The sequence below is a fragment of the Metabacillus rhizolycopersici genome (genome assembly GCF_020075705.1).
This window is the reverse complement of record NZ_JAIQUM010000063.1, coordinates 1-17,963: the sequence shown is the minus strand read 5'-3', so window position 1 is coordinate 17,963 and position 17,963 is coordinate 1. Positions and strand designations below refer to the sequence as shown.

Annotated in this window: 17 protein-coding genes; 2 read left to right on the top strand and 15 right to left on the bottom strand. The window is 34.4% G+C overall.

The features are described 5' to 3' along the window. Positions 1-71 precede the first annotated feature (71 nt). The 8 genes from abc-f to K9V48_RS21015 form a co-directional block, all read right to left on the bottom strand. Positions 72-1,706 (bottom strand): ribosomal protection-like ABC-F family protein, encoded by a 1,635-nt coding sequence (gene abc-f, locus K9V48_RS21050; RefSeq protein WP_224141109.1) that lies wholly within the window; start codon positions 1,704-1,706, stop codon positions 72-74. Positions 1,707-2,353: 647 nt separating this feature from the next. Then, positions 2,354-2,746, bottom strand: a complete 393-nt coding sequence (locus K9V48_RS21045) for a hotdog fold thioesterase (RefSeq protein WP_224141108.1) — start codon at positions 2,744-2,746, stop codon at positions 2,354-2,356. Between the two features lie 227 nt (positions 2,747-2,973). Further along, complete coding sequence (locus K9V48_RS21040) at positions 2,974-3,624, bottom strand: response regulator transcription factor (RefSeq protein ID WP_224141107.1); 651 nt, start codon at positions 3,622-3,624, stop codon at positions 2,974-2,976. A 100-nt stretch (positions 3,625-3,724) separates the two neighbouring features. Further along, on the bottom strand, positions 3,725-6,025 hold the full coding sequence (locus K9V48_RS21035; RefSeq protein WP_224141106.1) for a histidine kinase: 2,301 nt from the start codon (positions 6,023-6,025) through the stop codon (positions 3,725-3,727). A gap of 21 nt (positions 6,026-6,046) precedes the next feature. Beyond that, positions 6,047-6,205 carry a competence pheromone ComX gene (gene comX, locus K9V48_RS21030; RefSeq protein WP_224141105.1) on the bottom strand — a complete coding sequence of 53 codons (159 nt, stop codon included), beginning with the start codon at positions 6,203-6,205 and terminating at the stop codon, positions 6,047-6,049. Between the two features lie 2 nt (positions 6,206-6,207). Further along, positions 6,208-7,116: a polyprenyl synthetase family protein gene (locus tag K9V48_RS21025; RefSeq protein ID WP_224141104.1), complete on the bottom strand. Its 909-nt coding sequence runs from the start codon at positions 7,114-7,116 to the stop codon at positions 6,208-6,210. Positions 7,117-7,313: 197 nt separating this feature from the next. Beyond that, positions 7,314-7,454: a DegQ family regulator gene (locus K9V48_RS21020; protein WP_111616957.1), complete on the bottom strand. Its 141-nt coding sequence runs from the start codon at positions 7,452-7,454 to the stop codon at positions 7,314-7,316. 521 nt (positions 7,455-7,975) lie between these two features. Next, on the bottom strand, positions 7,976-8,206 hold the full coding sequence (locus K9V48_RS21015; RefSeq protein ID WP_224141103.1) for a hypothetical protein: 231 nt from the start codon (positions 8,204-8,206) through the stop codon (positions 7,976-7,978). Positions 8,207-8,786: 580 nt separating this feature from the next. On the opposite strand from K9V48_RS21015, the gene K9V48_RS21010 reads away from it, so the two are divergent. Next, a complete protein-coding gene (locus K9V48_RS21010; RefSeq protein WP_224141102.1) occupies positions 8,787-9,479 on the top strand; it encodes a TerC family protein in 693 nt (230 codons plus the stop codon). 41 nt (positions 9,480-9,520) lie between these two features. Here the strand turns inward: K9V48_RS21010 and K9V48_RS21005 are convergent, their stop codons facing one another. Then, positions 9,521-10,747, bottom strand: coding sequence for an EAL and HDOD domain-containing protein (locus tag K9V48_RS21005; protein ID WP_224141101.1), 1,227 nt, complete (start codon positions 10,745-10,747; stop codon positions 9,521-9,523). Positions 10,748-11,380: 633 nt separating this feature from the next. Between K9V48_RS21005 and hpaB the strand changes: the two genes are divergently transcribed. Beyond that, on the top strand, positions 11,381-12,835 hold the full coding sequence (gene hpaB / locus K9V48_RS21000) for a 4-hydroxyphenylacetate 3-monooxygenase, oxygenase component (RefSeq protein ID WP_224141100.1): 1,455 nt from the start codon (positions 11,381-11,383) through the stop codon (positions 12,833-12,835). A 96-nt stretch (positions 12,836-12,931) separates the two neighbouring features. On the opposite strand, the gene K9V48_RS20995 is transcribed toward hpaB, so the two are convergent. The 6 genes from K9V48_RS20995 to K9V48_RS20970 form a co-directional block, all read right to left on the bottom strand. Further along, positions 12,932-13,180 carry a YueH family protein gene (locus K9V48_RS20995; RefSeq protein WP_224141099.1) on the bottom strand — a complete coding sequence of 83 codons (249 nt, stop codon included), beginning with the start codon at positions 13,178-13,180 and terminating at the stop codon, positions 12,932-12,934. Positions 13,181-13,557: 377 nt separating this feature from the next. Further along, positions 13,558-13,779 carry a spore germination protein gene (locus K9V48_RS20990; protein ID WP_224141098.1) on the bottom strand — a complete coding sequence of 74 codons (222 nt, stop codon included), beginning with the start codon at positions 13,777-13,779 and terminating at the stop codon, positions 13,558-13,560. Positions 13,780-13,851: 72 nt separating this feature from the next. Next, positions 13,852-14,967 (bottom strand): AI-2E family transporter, encoded by a 1,116-nt coding sequence (locus tag K9V48_RS20985; protein WP_224141097.1) that lies wholly within the window; start codon positions 14,965-14,967, stop codon positions 13,852-13,854. A 345-nt stretch (positions 14,968-15,312) separates the two neighbouring features. Continuing rightward, positions 15,313-15,993 (bottom strand): zinc metallopeptidase, encoded by a 681-nt coding sequence (locus K9V48_RS20980; protein ID WP_224141096.1) that lies wholly within the window; start codon positions 15,991-15,993, stop codon positions 15,313-15,315. 95 nt (positions 15,994-16,088) lie between these two features. Continuing rightward, complete coding sequence (locus K9V48_RS20975) at positions 16,089-16,511, bottom strand: MerR family transcriptional regulator (protein WP_224141095.1); 423 nt, start codon at positions 16,509-16,511, stop codon at positions 16,089-16,091. Between the two features lie 419 nt (positions 16,512-16,930). Then, positions 16,931-17,461 (bottom strand): HD domain-containing protein, encoded by a 531-nt coding sequence (locus K9V48_RS20970; RefSeq protein ID WP_224141094.1) that lies wholly within the window; start codon positions 17,459-17,461, stop codon positions 16,931-16,933. Positions 17,462-17,963: the final 502 nt, after the last annotated feature.

Sequence of the window (17,963 nt, the reverse complement as noted above, 5' to 3'; positions counted from 1 at the left end):
ATCTAATCTGTGTTAATATCGTTCGTAACATAATCCCTATTTAGAACAAAACTAAAACTAAAACTATACATTCAGCACAAAAGTTCATTTATTTGTTTCGTAAGCTCTATAAATTTCTTGTCGAGTTCTTTGTACGTTTCATCATTTGGAGTCAGATAGCTAAGCCTTCCTAAAACCTCTTGTCTTTCTGTTTCAAGCTTTAAACGCAATTCTTCCAGATTATCTCTTTTCGGGACTATTTTATTCACTTGCTTTTGTATGCTATTATTCGAAATTACTAATTTGCTACTTGTCGTTTTTTCAAGAAAATAACGATCATGTGATACGACGATTAACGTTCCATTATATTGTGCTAAAGTATCTTCTAGTTGTTCACGTGAAGCTAAGTCAAGATGATTCGTTGGCTCATCTAAAATAAGCACATCTTTTTCTTCTAATATATACTCCATTAACTTACACTTTATACGCTCACCCATGCTCATATTCCTAATGGGCTCTGTCCAATGGGATATCGTAAATCCTAAATGCTTCATTAATGTTTGGACTTTTCCTCTAGCCGCGAATGTTTCTTTATAAAATAGCTGTTCAGGTGTTTGTTCGAGTGGTAAATCAAACACTTCTTGAGTTAAATAGCCAACTTTTACAGATGGTGAAATCCATACCTCGCCCGCAAAAGATTCCTGTCCAACAATCACTTTCAATAATGTCGTCTTTCCACTACCGTTCGGACCTATTATTGACACCCTCTCACCATGCTGAATGGTAAAATTGACGTTTTTAAATAGTATTCGTCCTTCAAAAGACTTTGTTACATTCTTAACTTCTAAAAATCGTTTTCCTACTTTATTATTTGCTTTAATTGAAAAGCGTACGTTATATTCTGACTCAACAGGTTCAACTTTTACTTTTTCAAGCTCTTTCTCAAGACGCTTTTGTTTTGATTTTACTTGTGTATCCATACGCTTTGCTTTCACGCGATAGTATTCTTTAAATCCTTCCTTTTTCGTCGATTGTGCATGGGCTTTTTTCGACCAAGAAGTGATCTCATTCATTTGACCTTCAATCCGTTTAACCATTTTTTGCTGTTTTTCATATTCACGTTTCTGGGTAAGCCTTTTCTGTTTACGAACTTCCATATAACTAGAATAATTCCCTTTATGTTCGATGAGCGTCTTCCCTTCAATCGCCCATATTTTTGTTGCAACAGCATCTAAAAAATAACGATCATGCGAGACTAAAATAATGGTACCTTTAAAATCCTTAATTTGTTTCTTAAGAAGTTCTAAGCTTTGCTCATCGAGATGGTTTGTTGGTTCATCTAATAGTAAAAGATCTGTATCTTTTGAAAGACCTTTTGCAAGCCGTGCTTTCAGTTTTTCTCCACCACTTAATTGTGCAAAGTCATTGGTTGGCACACGCCATTTTTCAAGTAATTTAGCTTCTAAAGGCGTCTTATCTTCAAATGAATGCGACTCGGTTTCTTGTTCAACCATATACATCTTCAAGTCTTGCTGCAGCCATTGTATTTGGCCTTGTGCCGGCACTTTTGTCTTGTTAATTAATTGTAACAACGTAGATTTACCTGCACCATTTTTACCAATGATACCGATGATATCCCCTTGCTGAACACTAGCATTTACATTTTCAAAAATGTTAAGGTCCATGACTTCAAAGCAAATATTGAATAATTTTAATAGTTCTTTCATATAATCAATCCCTCTCTTTAAAGGGAGAATAAAAAAAACCTCCCAGTTCATTTGGAAGGATTAGTCGTACCGTTACATAATGAAGAAAAGCGAAAGTGCCTTGTTCAGCCTCGGGCAAATAAGACGCTCAGGAATAGTAGGTGTTCTTTGCCTTCAATTCCTGAGTGGCTTATGACCTCGAGGGGCTAGGCGCTTGCGCTGGACACGAAAAATAAGTCAAAAAATTTATACTTTTCATATCCTGCTATCTTCATTGATAGCATTTCATTTTATATAGAGAGAATGGGCAGACTAATCCTATTTTGTTTGATTTGAAATATGTGATTTCAAATTTTAAAAATAAGATTAGTTAATCATTGTCCACCCATCATCCCTTCTAATATTGATAAAATCAGTATAACACAGATTCATTAGCAAAAGTTATTGTAGTCCGCGCGTAAATATTTATCTTTTTCCATTTTTACACTAGTTTTCTATACGAAAAAAGGGTCAAAGATATAAAAAATAATTATCATATCATTATTTCATTAGTAGAAATCATTGAAAAAGGATGAATCCGCTGTGATTTCATCCTCTAAATGTTCTTTTATTCGGATGGTTTCCACATCTAACCCACCCCATTACATTATTAGTAGACTTGTTTCAACTTACCTTTTCTTTTTTAAAATCGCTATTGTACAACGTGATAAACAAATTAATTCATCTTCTTCATCAACAATCTTTACTTCCCATACCATTGTTGTTTTGCCACGATGTGCAGGTTTTGCATACGCCGTAACAACACCCGATTTTTTCCCTCGAATATGATTGGCATTTATCTCTAAACCTACACAATTTTCTGTTTCTTGATCAATAAAAAAGTAGGCTCCAAGACTTGCAACTGTTTCTGCTAATGCTACAGAAGCACCCCCATGCAATATTCCGAAAGGTTGATGTGTGCGATGATCAACTGGCATTGTCGCTACTACCCCTTCATTCGATACAGATACCACATTAATACCTAAAGTCTCCATTAACGTATTTTTCACATTATAATCCATTTTTTAACCCCCACTATGAATTGGTCGTTTCAATAAGATCACATTCGTAGAACCTATACTTAGCAAAAGAAGAGATTCCATTTCTTACCTTATTACTTGGTAGTATAGCATATAAAACGAGACTTCTATCAGTGGGGAATTTACTTTTTCCACACCTGTCTTCTTTGTTTCCTTAACGACACAAAAAGAAGCTGACATATCATCAACTCCTTAGATCAAACTCTATTTTATTCAATAATGCTCTCCGCTTTTGCAATTAGTACTGCTTCAGTCCGGCTACTAACATTTAATTTAGTAAAGATCGATGTTAAACTGTACTCTATCGACCTCTTGCTTAAGTGAAGCTTGTCAGCAATTTCTTGATTGGTTAATCCCTTTTCAACCTCTTGTAATATCACTTTTTCCCGCTCATTAAATACTTCGTTACTTGATTCAGTAGACTTGATCTTTGATTGTTTAAAACAAAGCAATTCTTTAAAATATTGATATGATACGACAATGTCACCATCAATGGCATGGCGAATATAGGTTAAGAGCTTATTTTTGGATTCGGTCTTACTTATTGCACCATGAATGCCAAGTTGAAGTGCTGCCTCAAAATAATCCTCCACATCATATCCCGTATATAAAATAACCTTACAAGAATGCTTGTGACTTATAATCGATTTTGAAAGCTCCATCCCATTGATTTCACCTAAGTTTAAATCCATTAGAATAACATCATAGGGAGTAAAATCAAATTGTTCAATTGCTTCAACCGTATAAGGAGGAGTCAAGCAATCAACCCGAATTCCATGCTCGCCTGCTAAAATAGCTTTTGTTCCTTCTCTTACTGCTGGATGATCATCGACAACTAAAATGTGAATTACCTTTGACACTTTATCACCCTTTATCAATTAATCTTATCGAAGTACTGTTATTGTTTTCTACTATTATTAACTTATTAAAAAGACCTGGCAGTAGCCAAGTCTTACCTTTTTAGATTTCAACATCTATTTTAACTCCATTACCTATAGACGTATTAATGTTAATCGAGCCTTTTAATGCTTTTACACGTTCACTAATTCCTGAAAGTCCCATACTTTCTGTTTTATCATTTTGATCACTGTAATCAAAGCCAATACCATTGTCTTCATAATGTAAAACAATTTTATCCTTTATGCATACAAGAATAATTAGCACTTGGGATGCTTTAGAATGTTTTTGTGCATTTGTTAATAGCTCCTGGACAATTCGATAAATATTTAATTGTGTATCAATATCAAGATTCACTATAAAATTGCCAGTGTTTAAACGGATATCAAAATCAACAATATCTTGATATTGCAAGACAAGCTTGTTTAACGCTTTAACTAAACCTAAATCATAAAGCAATTGCGGACGTAGCTCCTGACATGTCTCACGTGTTGTTTTAATTATTTTTGTCATGCTGCTACTCATTTCACTCAGTTGCTTTTTTAATTGAGTTGAATCAACATTAACGTCTACTAAAGCAATTTCACACTGTCTTTTTAAGGACACCAAATCTTGAAGCACTGAATCATGAAGATCCTTAGCTAAATTAGATCGTTGCTTTTCTTCTATGGAAAACAAAAGCTTATTTAGCCAGCCGGGATTTTGTCCCTCTGTTTCTACTCTTTGCAAATGCTGCATAAGCTCGTCAATCTTTAAGAAGTTTTCTAGCGAAACATTTGTATAAAATGAAAGAGTTTTAAGCCATGATATTTCGTCGCGAGTAAGTCTTGGCGTATTTAATATCGATAAACAAAGGAGTACATAGCTTTTATCTTCGGTTTCACCAACGTTTATCACAAAACCACGATCAATCTCAACAATTTTTCCTATTTCATTAGTTGCTTTTCTTATTTGCTTTACATATGGACCGTAATCTGATTCCTTTGCATTGACGTCAATGGAAGTAAGATGTTCCTCTCGATCGACTTCAATAAAATAGGCTTTACTTACAAGTAAAACATCTACAATTACTTGTTTTAACTCAGAAACGACTTGCTCAAGGTTACTTGATTTACTAATACTTTGTGTATATTTAAAAATGCTGTCTTGGTAATTATATTTTTCTGAAAACCTCTTGAGTCGAAAGCGGAAATCAAATATTTCCTTCATATAAAATACGAAAAGCAATGCAATATAAACAAATATGGAGAGTTTAATTTGATAAAAATTAGGATTACTTTCTTTTAAATTAAGCATTATACCTACAAGAACAAAAGTTGGAACAATTGCTAGTAATGCGTAATACCTAATTCTACCTAATAAAAATTCTATATCGTATATTTTTGTAGCTAAAAATTGATAAACTAAAGAAAAAGGAATTAATAATAAAAATGCAGCTAAGAATGTTGGTGGAAAGACATATTTTTGAAATATAAGATAAGGCAAAACGTAAAATAGTAAAAACGGTGAAAATGCAAGAATATTAGTCACAATTAGAATCTTCACTAAATATGATTGTTCCGAATACCTTATTTTTTTTAATCCTGTAAATTTCAATACAAAAGTTAAAATAAGCATTATAAAGAATGAACTCAGGTTAATTAATCTATTAAAGTTAAAGTTATACAATAGAATCTTTTGACTAATTTCTGCAGCTAAATTAAAAAATACTAATGAATAACCAAATTTCACAAAATTAAAATTAAATAACTTTTTACCAAGTTCATTAAAATATTGATATAAAAAGTGAAGATAGCTTACTGGAACTAAAAGAAACAAACATAAATTAACATATCTGCTAATTTCGTCTCCTTTAGACGAACCTGTGGCACTTATATATGCCATCGAAATAATTAGTAAGAATAAATTAAGTAAATTAGCAGACTTTAAGTTCACACCTTTGTTAGATTTATAAATATAGAAGCTACAGAACAAACACAATGTGAGAACAGTAAATGGAATAATAATTATTAGTAAACTTTGTGTATTAATAATCGCTGAGTTTGAAACTGAATATTCCTTGTTAATCCCCTCTCTACTGAGAGTAAATGATTCAACTTGTTCAATTACACCTTGATCCTTAACAGGTCTATGTTCAAGTGGATCTGCATCATTAACTTCAATAAGAACATCACCAATTTCAATGCCTATTTTTTCAGCCCATGATTTAGGTTCTATATTTGTTATTATTATTTCATCTTTATGATTTATTTGTACAGTTGCACCAACATATGGATATTTGATATTCAAAAATGTCATGTATATAGACAGAATAATACTAAGTACTACAAATAATTGGTAAGTTTTATTGAAGTTAGTACGCATTACAAACACCTTTCAAATATATTACGCCCAAAAAGCATTCAATAACTTCCCAGCACCAAGAATCCCCTCAATCAAACCCAAAACATCATCTAATTCCACACCTAATAAGCTAGCTTGTCCATTTACAACCTTTTCCAACACATCTGGATTCTCGATTAAAAAATTTACTATTTCTTGCATAATTATCTCTCCTTATTAGTTGGTTTATTATTTACAATCAATTGAGATTTTAAATACTCGATTTGATGTGATTCAATTGGTAATCCTTCTAACAGTCTTTTTGCTTTATTTATGGCAATTTGTTTCAAAACATTAAGGTATTTCGTAACACCACTATCTAGTAATTTCTGTTTATAGATTTCCATGCTACCGAATTCCTCATTAAAATCTCCACCACTCTCAAAAAACGTCAAAATTTCAAGCGCTGGCGCATTATACCCTTTTTGTAAATAAAGGAGCGCTAATGACTTTTTTTGTGTTGAAACATCACTCTTTTGTAGATTGAATAAATCTCTGAAATCGTTATCAGTCTGTGCAGCAATGCCGAATTGGTAGGAATATGCTTCTACTTCTGGGTAATTCACATTTGCTAACAACATTCCACATACTGAAGCCAGCGCCATAAGCGAACCTGATTTACGTTTCATCACGTCTAAGCATTCTTCTTCTGTACTCATTGAATTTTTCAAATCATCGTGCTGCCCCTCCATCGCTTGAATGGAGTATTGCAAAAAGGCTGTTTGTATTTGATGCTTAAACGGAGATGAAAGAGCTAAAACAGTTTGTTGACTTAGTGTATAAATGGTTGTTGCAGCATTTAAAGCTATCGAAGAATCAATTTGCATCCAAGGCTCTTGCATATTGTCTAGGTCTTCAAGATCATCAAATATGTCAAATGAGAGAATTAATAGTTCAATCGCTGCTGCTAGTTGGAAAATTTCCGGGTCTTTTCCACCAAACGCTTTGTGATGAGCGATCGTTAATTGTCCAAAATTCAGCTTTGGTTTTTCATTCACAAACGAAAGTACTAGCTTTTGTAACTCCGAATTCTTTATTTGCAAGGTAATCGCCTGTATCATATACGACTTCATTGATTGCATCTCTACTACTTCTATTACAATCACCTCTCTGGATTAATTTTACTATATGTCTAAGCTTTTTAGTAGTAAAAATAGTAGATAATACCTCTCAATCTAATACATCTTTACCGATTCCCATAACAAAAGTAATTGAAAACAACAAAAAAACTTGGCCAAATCGCACCAAGTTTTTAATACAGATGGTAAATTCAAGAGACGTTTAAAAATGCATATTTATCATATTTATCTATACTTTTATTTATTAGGTGTAATGATTCTTTCGTTTCTTTTAACTCTTGCTCCAGTTCAATTAACTGCTGAGTCAATTCATCAATTTTTTGCTGATCCATCGTTTCACGCTCCTTTTTTGTTGGTAAGCGAATATGCATGGCCAACGTACACTAATTTGCTTTGTTCTCTATAATAGAATTTTAAGCGAATTGAACATTTTTTTCACCGAAAATAATTCGTATTACTCAATGCGTGATACCGCAATCGGAACGCAATAGTCCAAAAAGAATATTTTAAATACATCTTTTTACCTATTTTCGAGAAATACGTAAAGAAGATTACCTTTTTCATCATTAGATTTTTCGATATTCGCAATCTCGCAGTGGGGGTTGCTCAATATAAAATTAAAAAAATTGACTCCTAAGGCTTTCTAAATGCTCTTGCAAAGAGAAATCATAAAGAGTCAATCGGATTTTTCAAAAGATAAGAATGCATAAGTTTTTTGTACGTAGTTTTGGTGTCTGGCTCCAGCGCCTAGCCCCTCGAGGTCATAAGCCACTCTTGAATTGAAGGTAAAAAACACCTTCTATTCAAGAGCGTCTTATGCTTGTCGGGGCTGACCAAGGCGCTTCCGCTTTTCTTATACATATGCTGTTAAAATATCTCTATCAAAAATAGTTTGTGCTTGTACAATTGCTATTTCAATCATTTCCGCCCTTTTTTCTTTTGATCCCTGATACTCTATGGTGTAATCTTCAATTCCAGTTTTTGAAAACAAACATTCCATTTTTATTTGGCAATTATCTTTCCACACCGAAAAAACCGCAACCATCTTATCATCTAACTCAAAAAACGTTGGCTGCACTTCCATAGAGATAAAAACCTCCTTTAATTGTCGATTTAACTAATAGAGACTAGGGATTTTTCGAAAAGTACAGAAAGTTCACTACTAGTTTCGACGAAAGGAGTAATTTTCCTTTTTTATCTCAAAAATTATTGTTTATCTATGTAAATATTAGATGAATTTTATTAAAAGGCTGTTTTTCAATGGGGTAGAAGAGCCTAACGGATCATCTTTAATGGAGTTACGTGACCGTTTCCGGAATAATTGAGACATGTCGGGCACCTTTAATAGGGTTAAATGCTAAATCTAAAAAAGAATAGCCAAATCAGTCACTGTTGATAGCACTCTATAGAAAAATAGCAACAAAGTTTGCGAAAACAACCTATTACAGTGAATGTTTAGCTTGAATGAACGAACAGTAATTGACTTTTATCAAAAATCAAGATTTATTAACAACTAGTATGCTTTAACATTCAATCTTAATCCCTGTCACTTCATTCCATTTGGTTGAAATAAAAGGACAGTTTCGTTGTTTAAACACGTTAAATTTTTCTAGGTTATTGTTCGTCAATTGAACTAAAAATAGAATTAGTGAGGTGAAAAAGATATGGATTTTTTCTCTATTGAATTTTTTACTACACTACTGTCAATCGTTGTAATTGACCTCGTTCTTGCTGGCGATAATGCGATTGTCATTGGACTTGCTGCTCGAAATCTCCCTAAGAATCAACAAAAGAAGGCAATTATTTTTGGGACGGTAGGGGCGATTATTATTAGGGCAATCGCTACCATGCTAGTTGTATATTTATTAAATATCCCTGGTCTTCATTTAATTGGCGGGCTTCTTTTACTTTGGATTGCCTACAAATTAATGACTGAAGAGGATCAACATGAAGTAAAATCTGGAAATAGCCTCTTGGCTGCCATTTGGACAATCGTCATAGCTGATACCGCAATGGGGATCGACAATGTATTAGCTGTAGCTGGTGCTGCAGGTGGTAGCTTTGTTTTAGTTTTCATTGGGTTACTCATTTCGATTCCAGTCGTCGTTTGGGGTAGTACGATTATTATTAAGTTTATGGAAAAATATCCAATTATTATTTTTGTCGGCGCTGCAGTAGTCGCCTGGACCGCAGCAAAAATGATTGTAAAAGAACCCTTTTTAATGGGAATTTTTGCAAAAGCATGGATACAGTATGCTTTTGAGTTTATCGTTGTCGTGATTCTAATTAGTATTGGATATACAAAAAGCAACCAAAACAAGGCAAGTAATCCTGAAAAAGAAAAAAGTGCTAGTTAAATGTCATATTTAACTAGCACTTCATCTAGATTTTCCTCTCCTTAAGCACGAACACCATAATCAGTTATCAAACTAGTCGCCCATTCAATTGCTTTTATATAGATAGTATTAATATCTGTCTTTGATACAGACAGACCCTCCACTTCCCAATCAGACTGTTCGATTTGAAGGGCCCATGAAAGAACTTTATAAAGGTCGTTCTTACTGCCAAGAAGTGCTGCTTGGATGCCATCTGACAGTGGCAAGTCTTTCAAGACATCAACTAAATTTCGCTGGAGTAATGTGTCTATTAATGAGAACATTCCAGTCAACAAATATGGGGCGGACTGAATTCTCCCCGTTTGAAGGGCTATTTGTTCACAAAGCTTTGCGCGTATTAATGACATTTTAATAACTTCCTGTATTTTAGGATCATTTGACCTTTGTATATTTTTCACCGAAAGTACATAAATCCACTTTCTTATTTCATCAAATCCAAGTAGAATAATCGCTTGTTTAATCGATTCAATTTTATTCCTTGTCCCAAAGGCAGGTGAATTTATTAATTTTAACAATTTGTACGATAATGAAATATCACGTTCAATCTCAGATGCAATGATTTCAATATTGGGCTCTGTTTTTGATAACTCAGCTAAGATTTGGTAATGCATTTTTGAATATGTAGGTACATCGTGGCTTGATAAAATAAGTGGACGACTAAAGAAATATCCTTGAAAATAGGAATACCCAGCCTCACGCGCAAATAAAAATCCCTCTCTCGTCTCCACCTTCTCAGCTAATAATTCGATTTGATGTGGCCGATATCTCTCAACTACTCTTTTTTGCTCTTCCTTTTTTGTTTCTAAAAAATCAACTTTAATAATATCAACATATTTTAATAAAAAAGGTAAGAGTGAGTAAGATTCCTGTATTTTAAAATCATCTAGAGCAATTGTGTATCCTAACTGCTTTAATTCCTTGCATATTTCTATTAATTCCTCATTAATTTCCACATTCTCAAGTATTTCAACTACAATAGAATCAGGCTTGAAAAAGGTTAGCATTTTAGACTTTAATAAGCTTTCTGTAAAATTAACAAAGCATTGTTTCCCTTCCGATAAATCCTGCATTCCAATATTTATAAAACTATTTATAATAACTTCTGCCGTCGCCCGATCTCCATCAATATTTGAAAACGTATTTTCTTTATCTCCTCTATATAAAAGCTCATATGCAACTACTTCTTCTTTTAGATTAAAGATAGGTTGACGCGCTACGAAAACTTCCATCCATTGACCCCCAGAACTACCAATCCAAATTACTTCTATTGCTCCCATTTTACTACAAAATTCTCACAATGCCTCCTAATATTTGAGAAATATTTGAATTTATCATGTGGGAGGAATGAAGTTTTTCTCTGTCAGCAATCTTTGTTACTCGATCATCAGGATTAAAACATATTCGTTACAAATGTTTTAAAAGCGTAAATGTTATCTTCAACCATCCAAAAAAGGATAACCATAATGGTACACTTAATAATGTTGCCCAAAGCATTCCTTTAACAAAATTATCTTCGTGCATATTACCCACACCTCTCAAGATTAGATACTATCTTTATTTTTTCCACGGTGCATGTATTTAAACAATAAGTAAGCGTTTACATTAATCTACATCTGATTACTACTATCTTTATTCATGATTCAGAATATAAATTCCTTCGAAAAGTTTCCACCATTTTTTTACATAGTTTTTAAAAAGCTTGAGCCGTTCCTTAATTTTTTCAGAATGCTATCCGTCCTTTTACTTCTTTGAGGTACAAAAAGCTTAGAGGAATTGCTCCCCTTTCATGTAGAATAAACATTTTCACTTAAACAAACTTCCATGCATATAGTGTTTCATATTCGTTGATTAGGAGTGAGAATATGCCAGCCATTAATGGGACGGAATACTTATCACGCATCGATCAAATGCAACCAAATGTGTGGATAAAAGGGGAGAGAATAACTGGAAAAATATCAGAGCACCCAGCTTATAAAGGCGCGATGTTAACAAAAGCCTCCCTTTACGATATTCAGGTACAACCAGAACTTCAGGAAAAAATGACTTACAAATCTCCTAAAACAAATGAACCAGTTGGCCTTTCTTTTTTACAACCTAAAACAAAAGAAGATCTAGAGTCTCGAAGACATATGATCAAAACATGGGCAACTAAAACGGCGGGTATGATGGGGCGGACACCTGATTATTTGAATACCGTCATCATGTCATTGTCTGCTTCAGCAAGCATTCTCAAAGACCAAGATGAAGAGTTCAGTAAGAACCTAATAAAATTATATGAAACTGCACGTGATCAAGATCTTTCTTTCACTCATAGCTTTATTAGTCCTCAAATTAACCGTTCTTCAAATTATCTCGAATTATCCCCTCAACCTATCGCTACAAAAATTGTGAAAAAAAATTCCGATGGCCTCGTTGTAAAAGGGGCGAGACTATTGGCTACACAAGGTGGAATGACTGATGAGGTTTTAATTCTTCCTTCAGGGTCAAAGGTTACAGATGAAGAGAATGCCTTTTGCTTTAGCGTCCCAACTGATTCAGAGGGCTTAAAGTTTATTTGCCGTGAATCCTATCATCAAGGAGCATCAACATTTAACTATCCACTCTCATCTCGCTTTCATGAGATGGATACAATGATTGTTTTCGATAACGTATTAGTTCCATGGGAGCGTGTGTTTTTTTATCATCGTCAAGACATTGCCCACAAGCTTTTTACAAAATGCAGCTTCACACCTCAAACTCTCCATCAAGTCGTGATTAGGCAAATAACAAAAACGGAATTTATTCTTGGGCTTGCACAAAAAATGGTTTCGACGTTGAATCTATCAGAATATCAGCACATTCAAGAGAAAATAAGTGAAGTCATTATTGCATTGGAATCAATGAAAGCACTTTTAGATCGGGCAGAGCTTCATGCCAAAACAGATGAATGGGGAACAATGAATCCACATACTCATTCATTATATGTAGCTGTTAATATATTTCCAAAGCTCTATCCACGGATGGTTGAAATCTTACAACTAATTGGCACAGGCGGTTTAGTCGCCCTGCCGACAGAAGAGGATTTTCATTCGTCCTTAGTATCAGATTTAGATCAATATTGGCAAGGCACTGCCTGTAATGCAATAACAAAGACCAAGATTTTCAGGCTTGCATGGGATCTAACAATGAGTGCCTTTGGTACTAGGCAAACACAATATGAGCGATATTTCTATGGAGACCCAGTAAGACTCGCTTCAAATTTATATGCAAGCTATCCTAGAGATGAGTATATCGGTCATGTAGAACAATTTTTAGACTTAAACGACGAGGCTAAATGATTTCATTCATAGCCTCTTTTTCGTATAGATAATAGGTTGACTAGCGCTCGTTCTTCCCACTTAAGTAGCTAAATCGAAGACCTCCTATTTTCTGAATTACATTTCTCCAACCCAGTGAATCATTTTTCCCGCTAACTCATCTGAAGTGTTTGCGCTTGCTCTTTTTGATAAAGATTGAATAAGACGAGACTTTAACATTTCTCTATCTTCCTCATACTGGACAGTTGTTGACCATTCTAATTCTGGAATGGCAATCATACTATATTCTTGCTTTTTATTTTCGTATAGATAGACGTTTGTAATAAGGTCGTTTCCGTTATAGACATTTGCTTTTCTTATTTTCATTTGATTTCATCCTTTCAACCAGCAACTGATTTCATTATAGTAGAAGTTCTACCTTTTTTCATCCTTTTCATAATCAGCATTAATTCGTGATGATTTAAACCTTCACTCATAGTTACTGCTAAAAGCGACACAACTAAAAGGGCTGATTTCAATTGCTCTGACTACCCAATAAATTATTAGGTAGTCAGAGCAATTGAAATCAGCCCTTATTTATCATATCAGAATTTATAAGTTTAGGCTTCGAGAATTGTCCAGCTCCAGCGCCTAGCCCCTCGAGATCATAAGCCACTCTTGAATTGAAGGTAAAAAACACCTTCTATTCAAGAGCGTCTTATTTGCCCGAGGCTGATCAAGGCGCTTGCGCTTTTCTTATCATCCTACTTATTAAACATATTTACTTGATCAATTAAATCAACATCATCAAAGTTTGTAATGTTAAAGAGGTTATGCATTTCAGCAAAATCACCAGTGTTTGCTGAACCTGAGCCAAACGAAACCTTGCTCGTTCCCTTTGGAGATAAACTAAACGCATCTCCTACAGTAAATATACCATTCCTTAATATCTCCTCTACTTGAACTGGTCCAACAAAGGCAGGCATATTCTTCCTCCTTCTGTCTCCTACTTATATGTGATGATGTATCATATGAAAAACAAGCAAGAAGAGTTCTGCCTAAATTTCCGCTTTATTAGCCTTTCGTTCTTGGTTATATTTCATTCTCAATTTAATTAATCTTACAATATTTAATGTGACAGCTTTTAATACAGCATAAGTTGGTACAGCTAAGATCATTCCAAGGATTCCACCGAAACTACCCGCACCAATCAATAGTAAAATAATCGTTAATGGATGTGTATTAAGTCGTTTTCCAATGATTAGTGGAGACAAAAAATTCCCATCAATTTGTTGGACAATTAACACAACGATTGCAGCTAATAATGCTTTCGTTGGAGACTCAAGTAATGCAATAACAACAGCAGGTGCTGCACCGATAAACGGCCCTACATATGGAATGATGTTCGTTATTGCAACAACTATTCCAAGAACTAATGCATAGTCAAGTCCAATAATTGAATAACCGATAAAACATCCTAATCCAACGGAAAGTGATACAATTAACTGGCCTTGAATATAGGCTGAAAGTGTTTCATTTAAATCTTGGAAAATCTTTAACCCTTCATGTCGATATGTAGTCGGTAGGATTTGCACAGCTTTAGATGGAAGTTTATGACCATCCTTTAACATATAGAATAAAATAAACGGTACAGTAATAATTGTTAACGTAATATTCGTAACAACGCCTAATACTGCCGAAATACTAGAAGTAATATTTTCAGGTAAGCTTTTTGCAAAGTCGGTTAATGTTTGTTCAATTTGTTCTAATTTTACATATTCTTGTTCCATTAACCATTCAAACCAAGGCGTCTGATACACATTTACAATAAATGTATTTAACCCATTTATATATTTAGGAAAGTTCTTAACTAAATCGGTTACCTGTACAGACAAGATTGGACCAATTAAAGCTATTAAAGCTGCAATAACACCGATAAAAACGATGTATGGAATTAATATTGCTAATGTCCTTGGCACTTTCCATTTCGCAAGCAACTTAACTAATGGTGAAAAAATAAAAAATAAAATCCCTGCGATGAGAATCGGTGTAAATAATGTTGAAGCAAAGACGATAATCGGTTCAAATAAAAAGGAAACCTTCGTCCCAACATAAAAGATTAATAACACCAATAAAATCTGTAACGTCCAAAAATGGGTCTTTGATTTCAACACAATTCCTCCTGTTTTATATGGTCCTCTTTTTCTCTCTCTTTTAACTAGTATAGACAGAAATACATGTATGTAGGATGTCAAAACTGAATAAAATGAGACTTTCATAAGCGTGGGTATTACTGCAAGTTAATCTGGGATCAAGTCTCATCCATATAAGTATACGGATAACGATGAATGATGGTTTCAAAAAGTAGATAGTTTCTATTAAAATGTACATGATTTGACTAGAGTTTACCAATCCACTTAAGCTAAATCTGAGTATTCTGAAGCCAGGTTCGCTCGAATAATGAGAAAAAGAAGCTAACCCTCTATTTCTAGTTGATTAGCTTCTTTTGATTAACGATATTAATCTTCTTCGTTACGCATTCCGATAAACATCAAAACAAAGCGAAGAAGCTCTGCTACAGCTACAAGTGTCCCCGCAACATACGTTAATGCAGCAGCGTTAAGTACTTTCCTGGCACCTGATTCTTCATTATTCCTAATAATACCTGAACCGACCATTACTTTTAATGCTCTTGATGAAGCATTAAATTCAACAGGTAGTGTGACAATTTGAAATAAAACGGCCGCTGCCATTAAAACGATACCTAAAAGGATTAGGTTCGCCGACGCAAGTAACATACCAGCTAAAATAACGATGAAAGACATATTGGAACCAATATTTGCAACTGGGACTAATGAATGTCTCAATCTTAACGGTCCATAGTTCACTTTATCTTGCACAGCATGGCCAACTTCATGTATCCCTACAGAAATAGATGCAATTGAAGTTCCATAGTAATTATCACTAGATAAGCGGACAGTTTTGGATCTTGGATCATAATGGTCAGATAATGTTCCTCGTACTTCTTCAACTGCGACATTGTATAATCCATTTTCATCGAGAACTTTTCTAGTAGCTTCTGCACCAGTTAAGCCTGACGAAGCAGGAACCTTTAAAAATTTAGCATACGTTTTTTTCAAATACACTTGCACAAGTATTGGTACTATCATTATTAAAATAAAATAGATAATGTACCCCATTTTAATCACTCCTCGACTAGAATAAACGATCAATTACTTTGTTTTAGATGCATCATACTGATGTACTTCTCTTTCATCATGAATAGTTTTGGCTTTCACTTCAAAAGAACCGATAGAGATTGCATAAGAGCTCTACTTTGTACATTGATGTGAGTTGAAACTTTCTCTTGCAAATCATTGTTTAATCGATCAAAAATTGGCAATAGCTCATTAATTTCAAGTTCAAGCTGCATCATATGTGTTGCCAATATTTTTGCTTGGCTTAGACATATTTCCTGTTCTTGTGAAATTTTCTTACTTGAACGTTTCAATTCGATCCGCTCTTTAATTTCGCGCAAACTCATTTTCATTTCTTTACACAACTCAATAAAACGAATGTCCTCAATCGATTGCTCAGAATACAAACGATAGTTTGAAGCAGAAGTGGCTTCTACGTGAAGTAGCCCAATTTGCGTGTAATAATCGATCGTTCGCTTAGAAACATCCGCTTTTTTTGCCAATTCACCGATTTTATACACCAAACCCTCCACCTTATCACCTCATAACAAGATTATCTTTATGATAACTTCCTGCAACCATACAGTCAAACGTTATGGTTATTTCGTCACGTTCCTTTTTCACCCTTGACACAAAATTGCCACAGTTGAGACGGACCGTAACTTCGGATTTTGATGCAGTAGTATACATCCGCAATACAGGAAATTTATTGTTTTTTCATGAACAAAAGCGCAAGCGCCTTGATCAGCCTAAGGCAGGCATAAGACGCGCATGAATAGAAGGTGTACTTTACCTTCAATTCATGTGTCGCTAGGCGCTGGAGCTGGATGCCATGCGCCTAGCCATAGTACAAGAATTTTATAGCTGCGCTATAACACAAAAAACAGGCCTCACTGCAAGCCTGTTTCCTAACTACACAATTATCACTAATTTCTACATTTTAGACAGTTTTACGATATTCTCTAATTAGTCGTTCAACTTCTTGATCAAGTTTCGCTATTTTCTTCATCGCATCTTCGCGATTTATTTTTCGATAATGATGCTTACCGAACGGCTCTTCATCCATTTCGTCAGCCAAACGGATAATTTGCTGTAGCGATGATTTCTTTATCGAGTTTTCAGGTAGATAGGAATCCGTATGAAGTAGAATGGCTAATGCAATTTCCTTTGCATATTGCCGGTCTTCACCTAGTCGAATTAACAGTTTATGTGCACGCTCTGCGCCCTTTATTGCATGGATATCATTTTTCACATATTGCTCATAATCCCATTTACCATTTGTATACCATTCATAGTGGCCAATATCATGAAGTAAACCAGCCTTGGCCGCGAGATCCGGATTTACGTCATGCTTAATGGCGAGCTGCACAGCATACTCGGCAACACTAATCGCATGTGAAACACCGGAACGATTTAAATACTTTTGTGCAATTGGATGGGTAAAAACATCCATGACCATCACTCGTCGCATGGTAATCCTCCCTTTTGAAATATTCAGAATAATTTAACATATATTATTATTTACTTCAACTATTATGGAAGTTTTCCTTACAATTTTAACTTTTTATAAAGCGAGACTTCCATCAGTGGGGGTTTTCCTTATCCCCACTGATGGATAGCGAGACTTATCGGGTTTTTACGGGCAGTTATCCCCCACCTTCGCCTCTTTGTGATTCACTCAAGCTTAGAGGTGGGGGTATTACTGCCCGTTAATGCGGGATCAAACTAGCTTCTTTTATTTATATGTGAAAAAAGTGAGATTGGAACAAATTAATTGAATAGATTGGAGGTTCATTTCATTCAATTTGATCACAATACAAAAAGAGACAAATACGTATTTGTCTCTTTTTCACTTTGTTGAAAAAAGATTATGTCAATGAAAATGCCACAAATTTTTTGTGGCATTTTCATGATTATCATTTGTTTTATCAAACAGATTCTTCTATAATTTCATATGTTAGGTGTAGACCAAT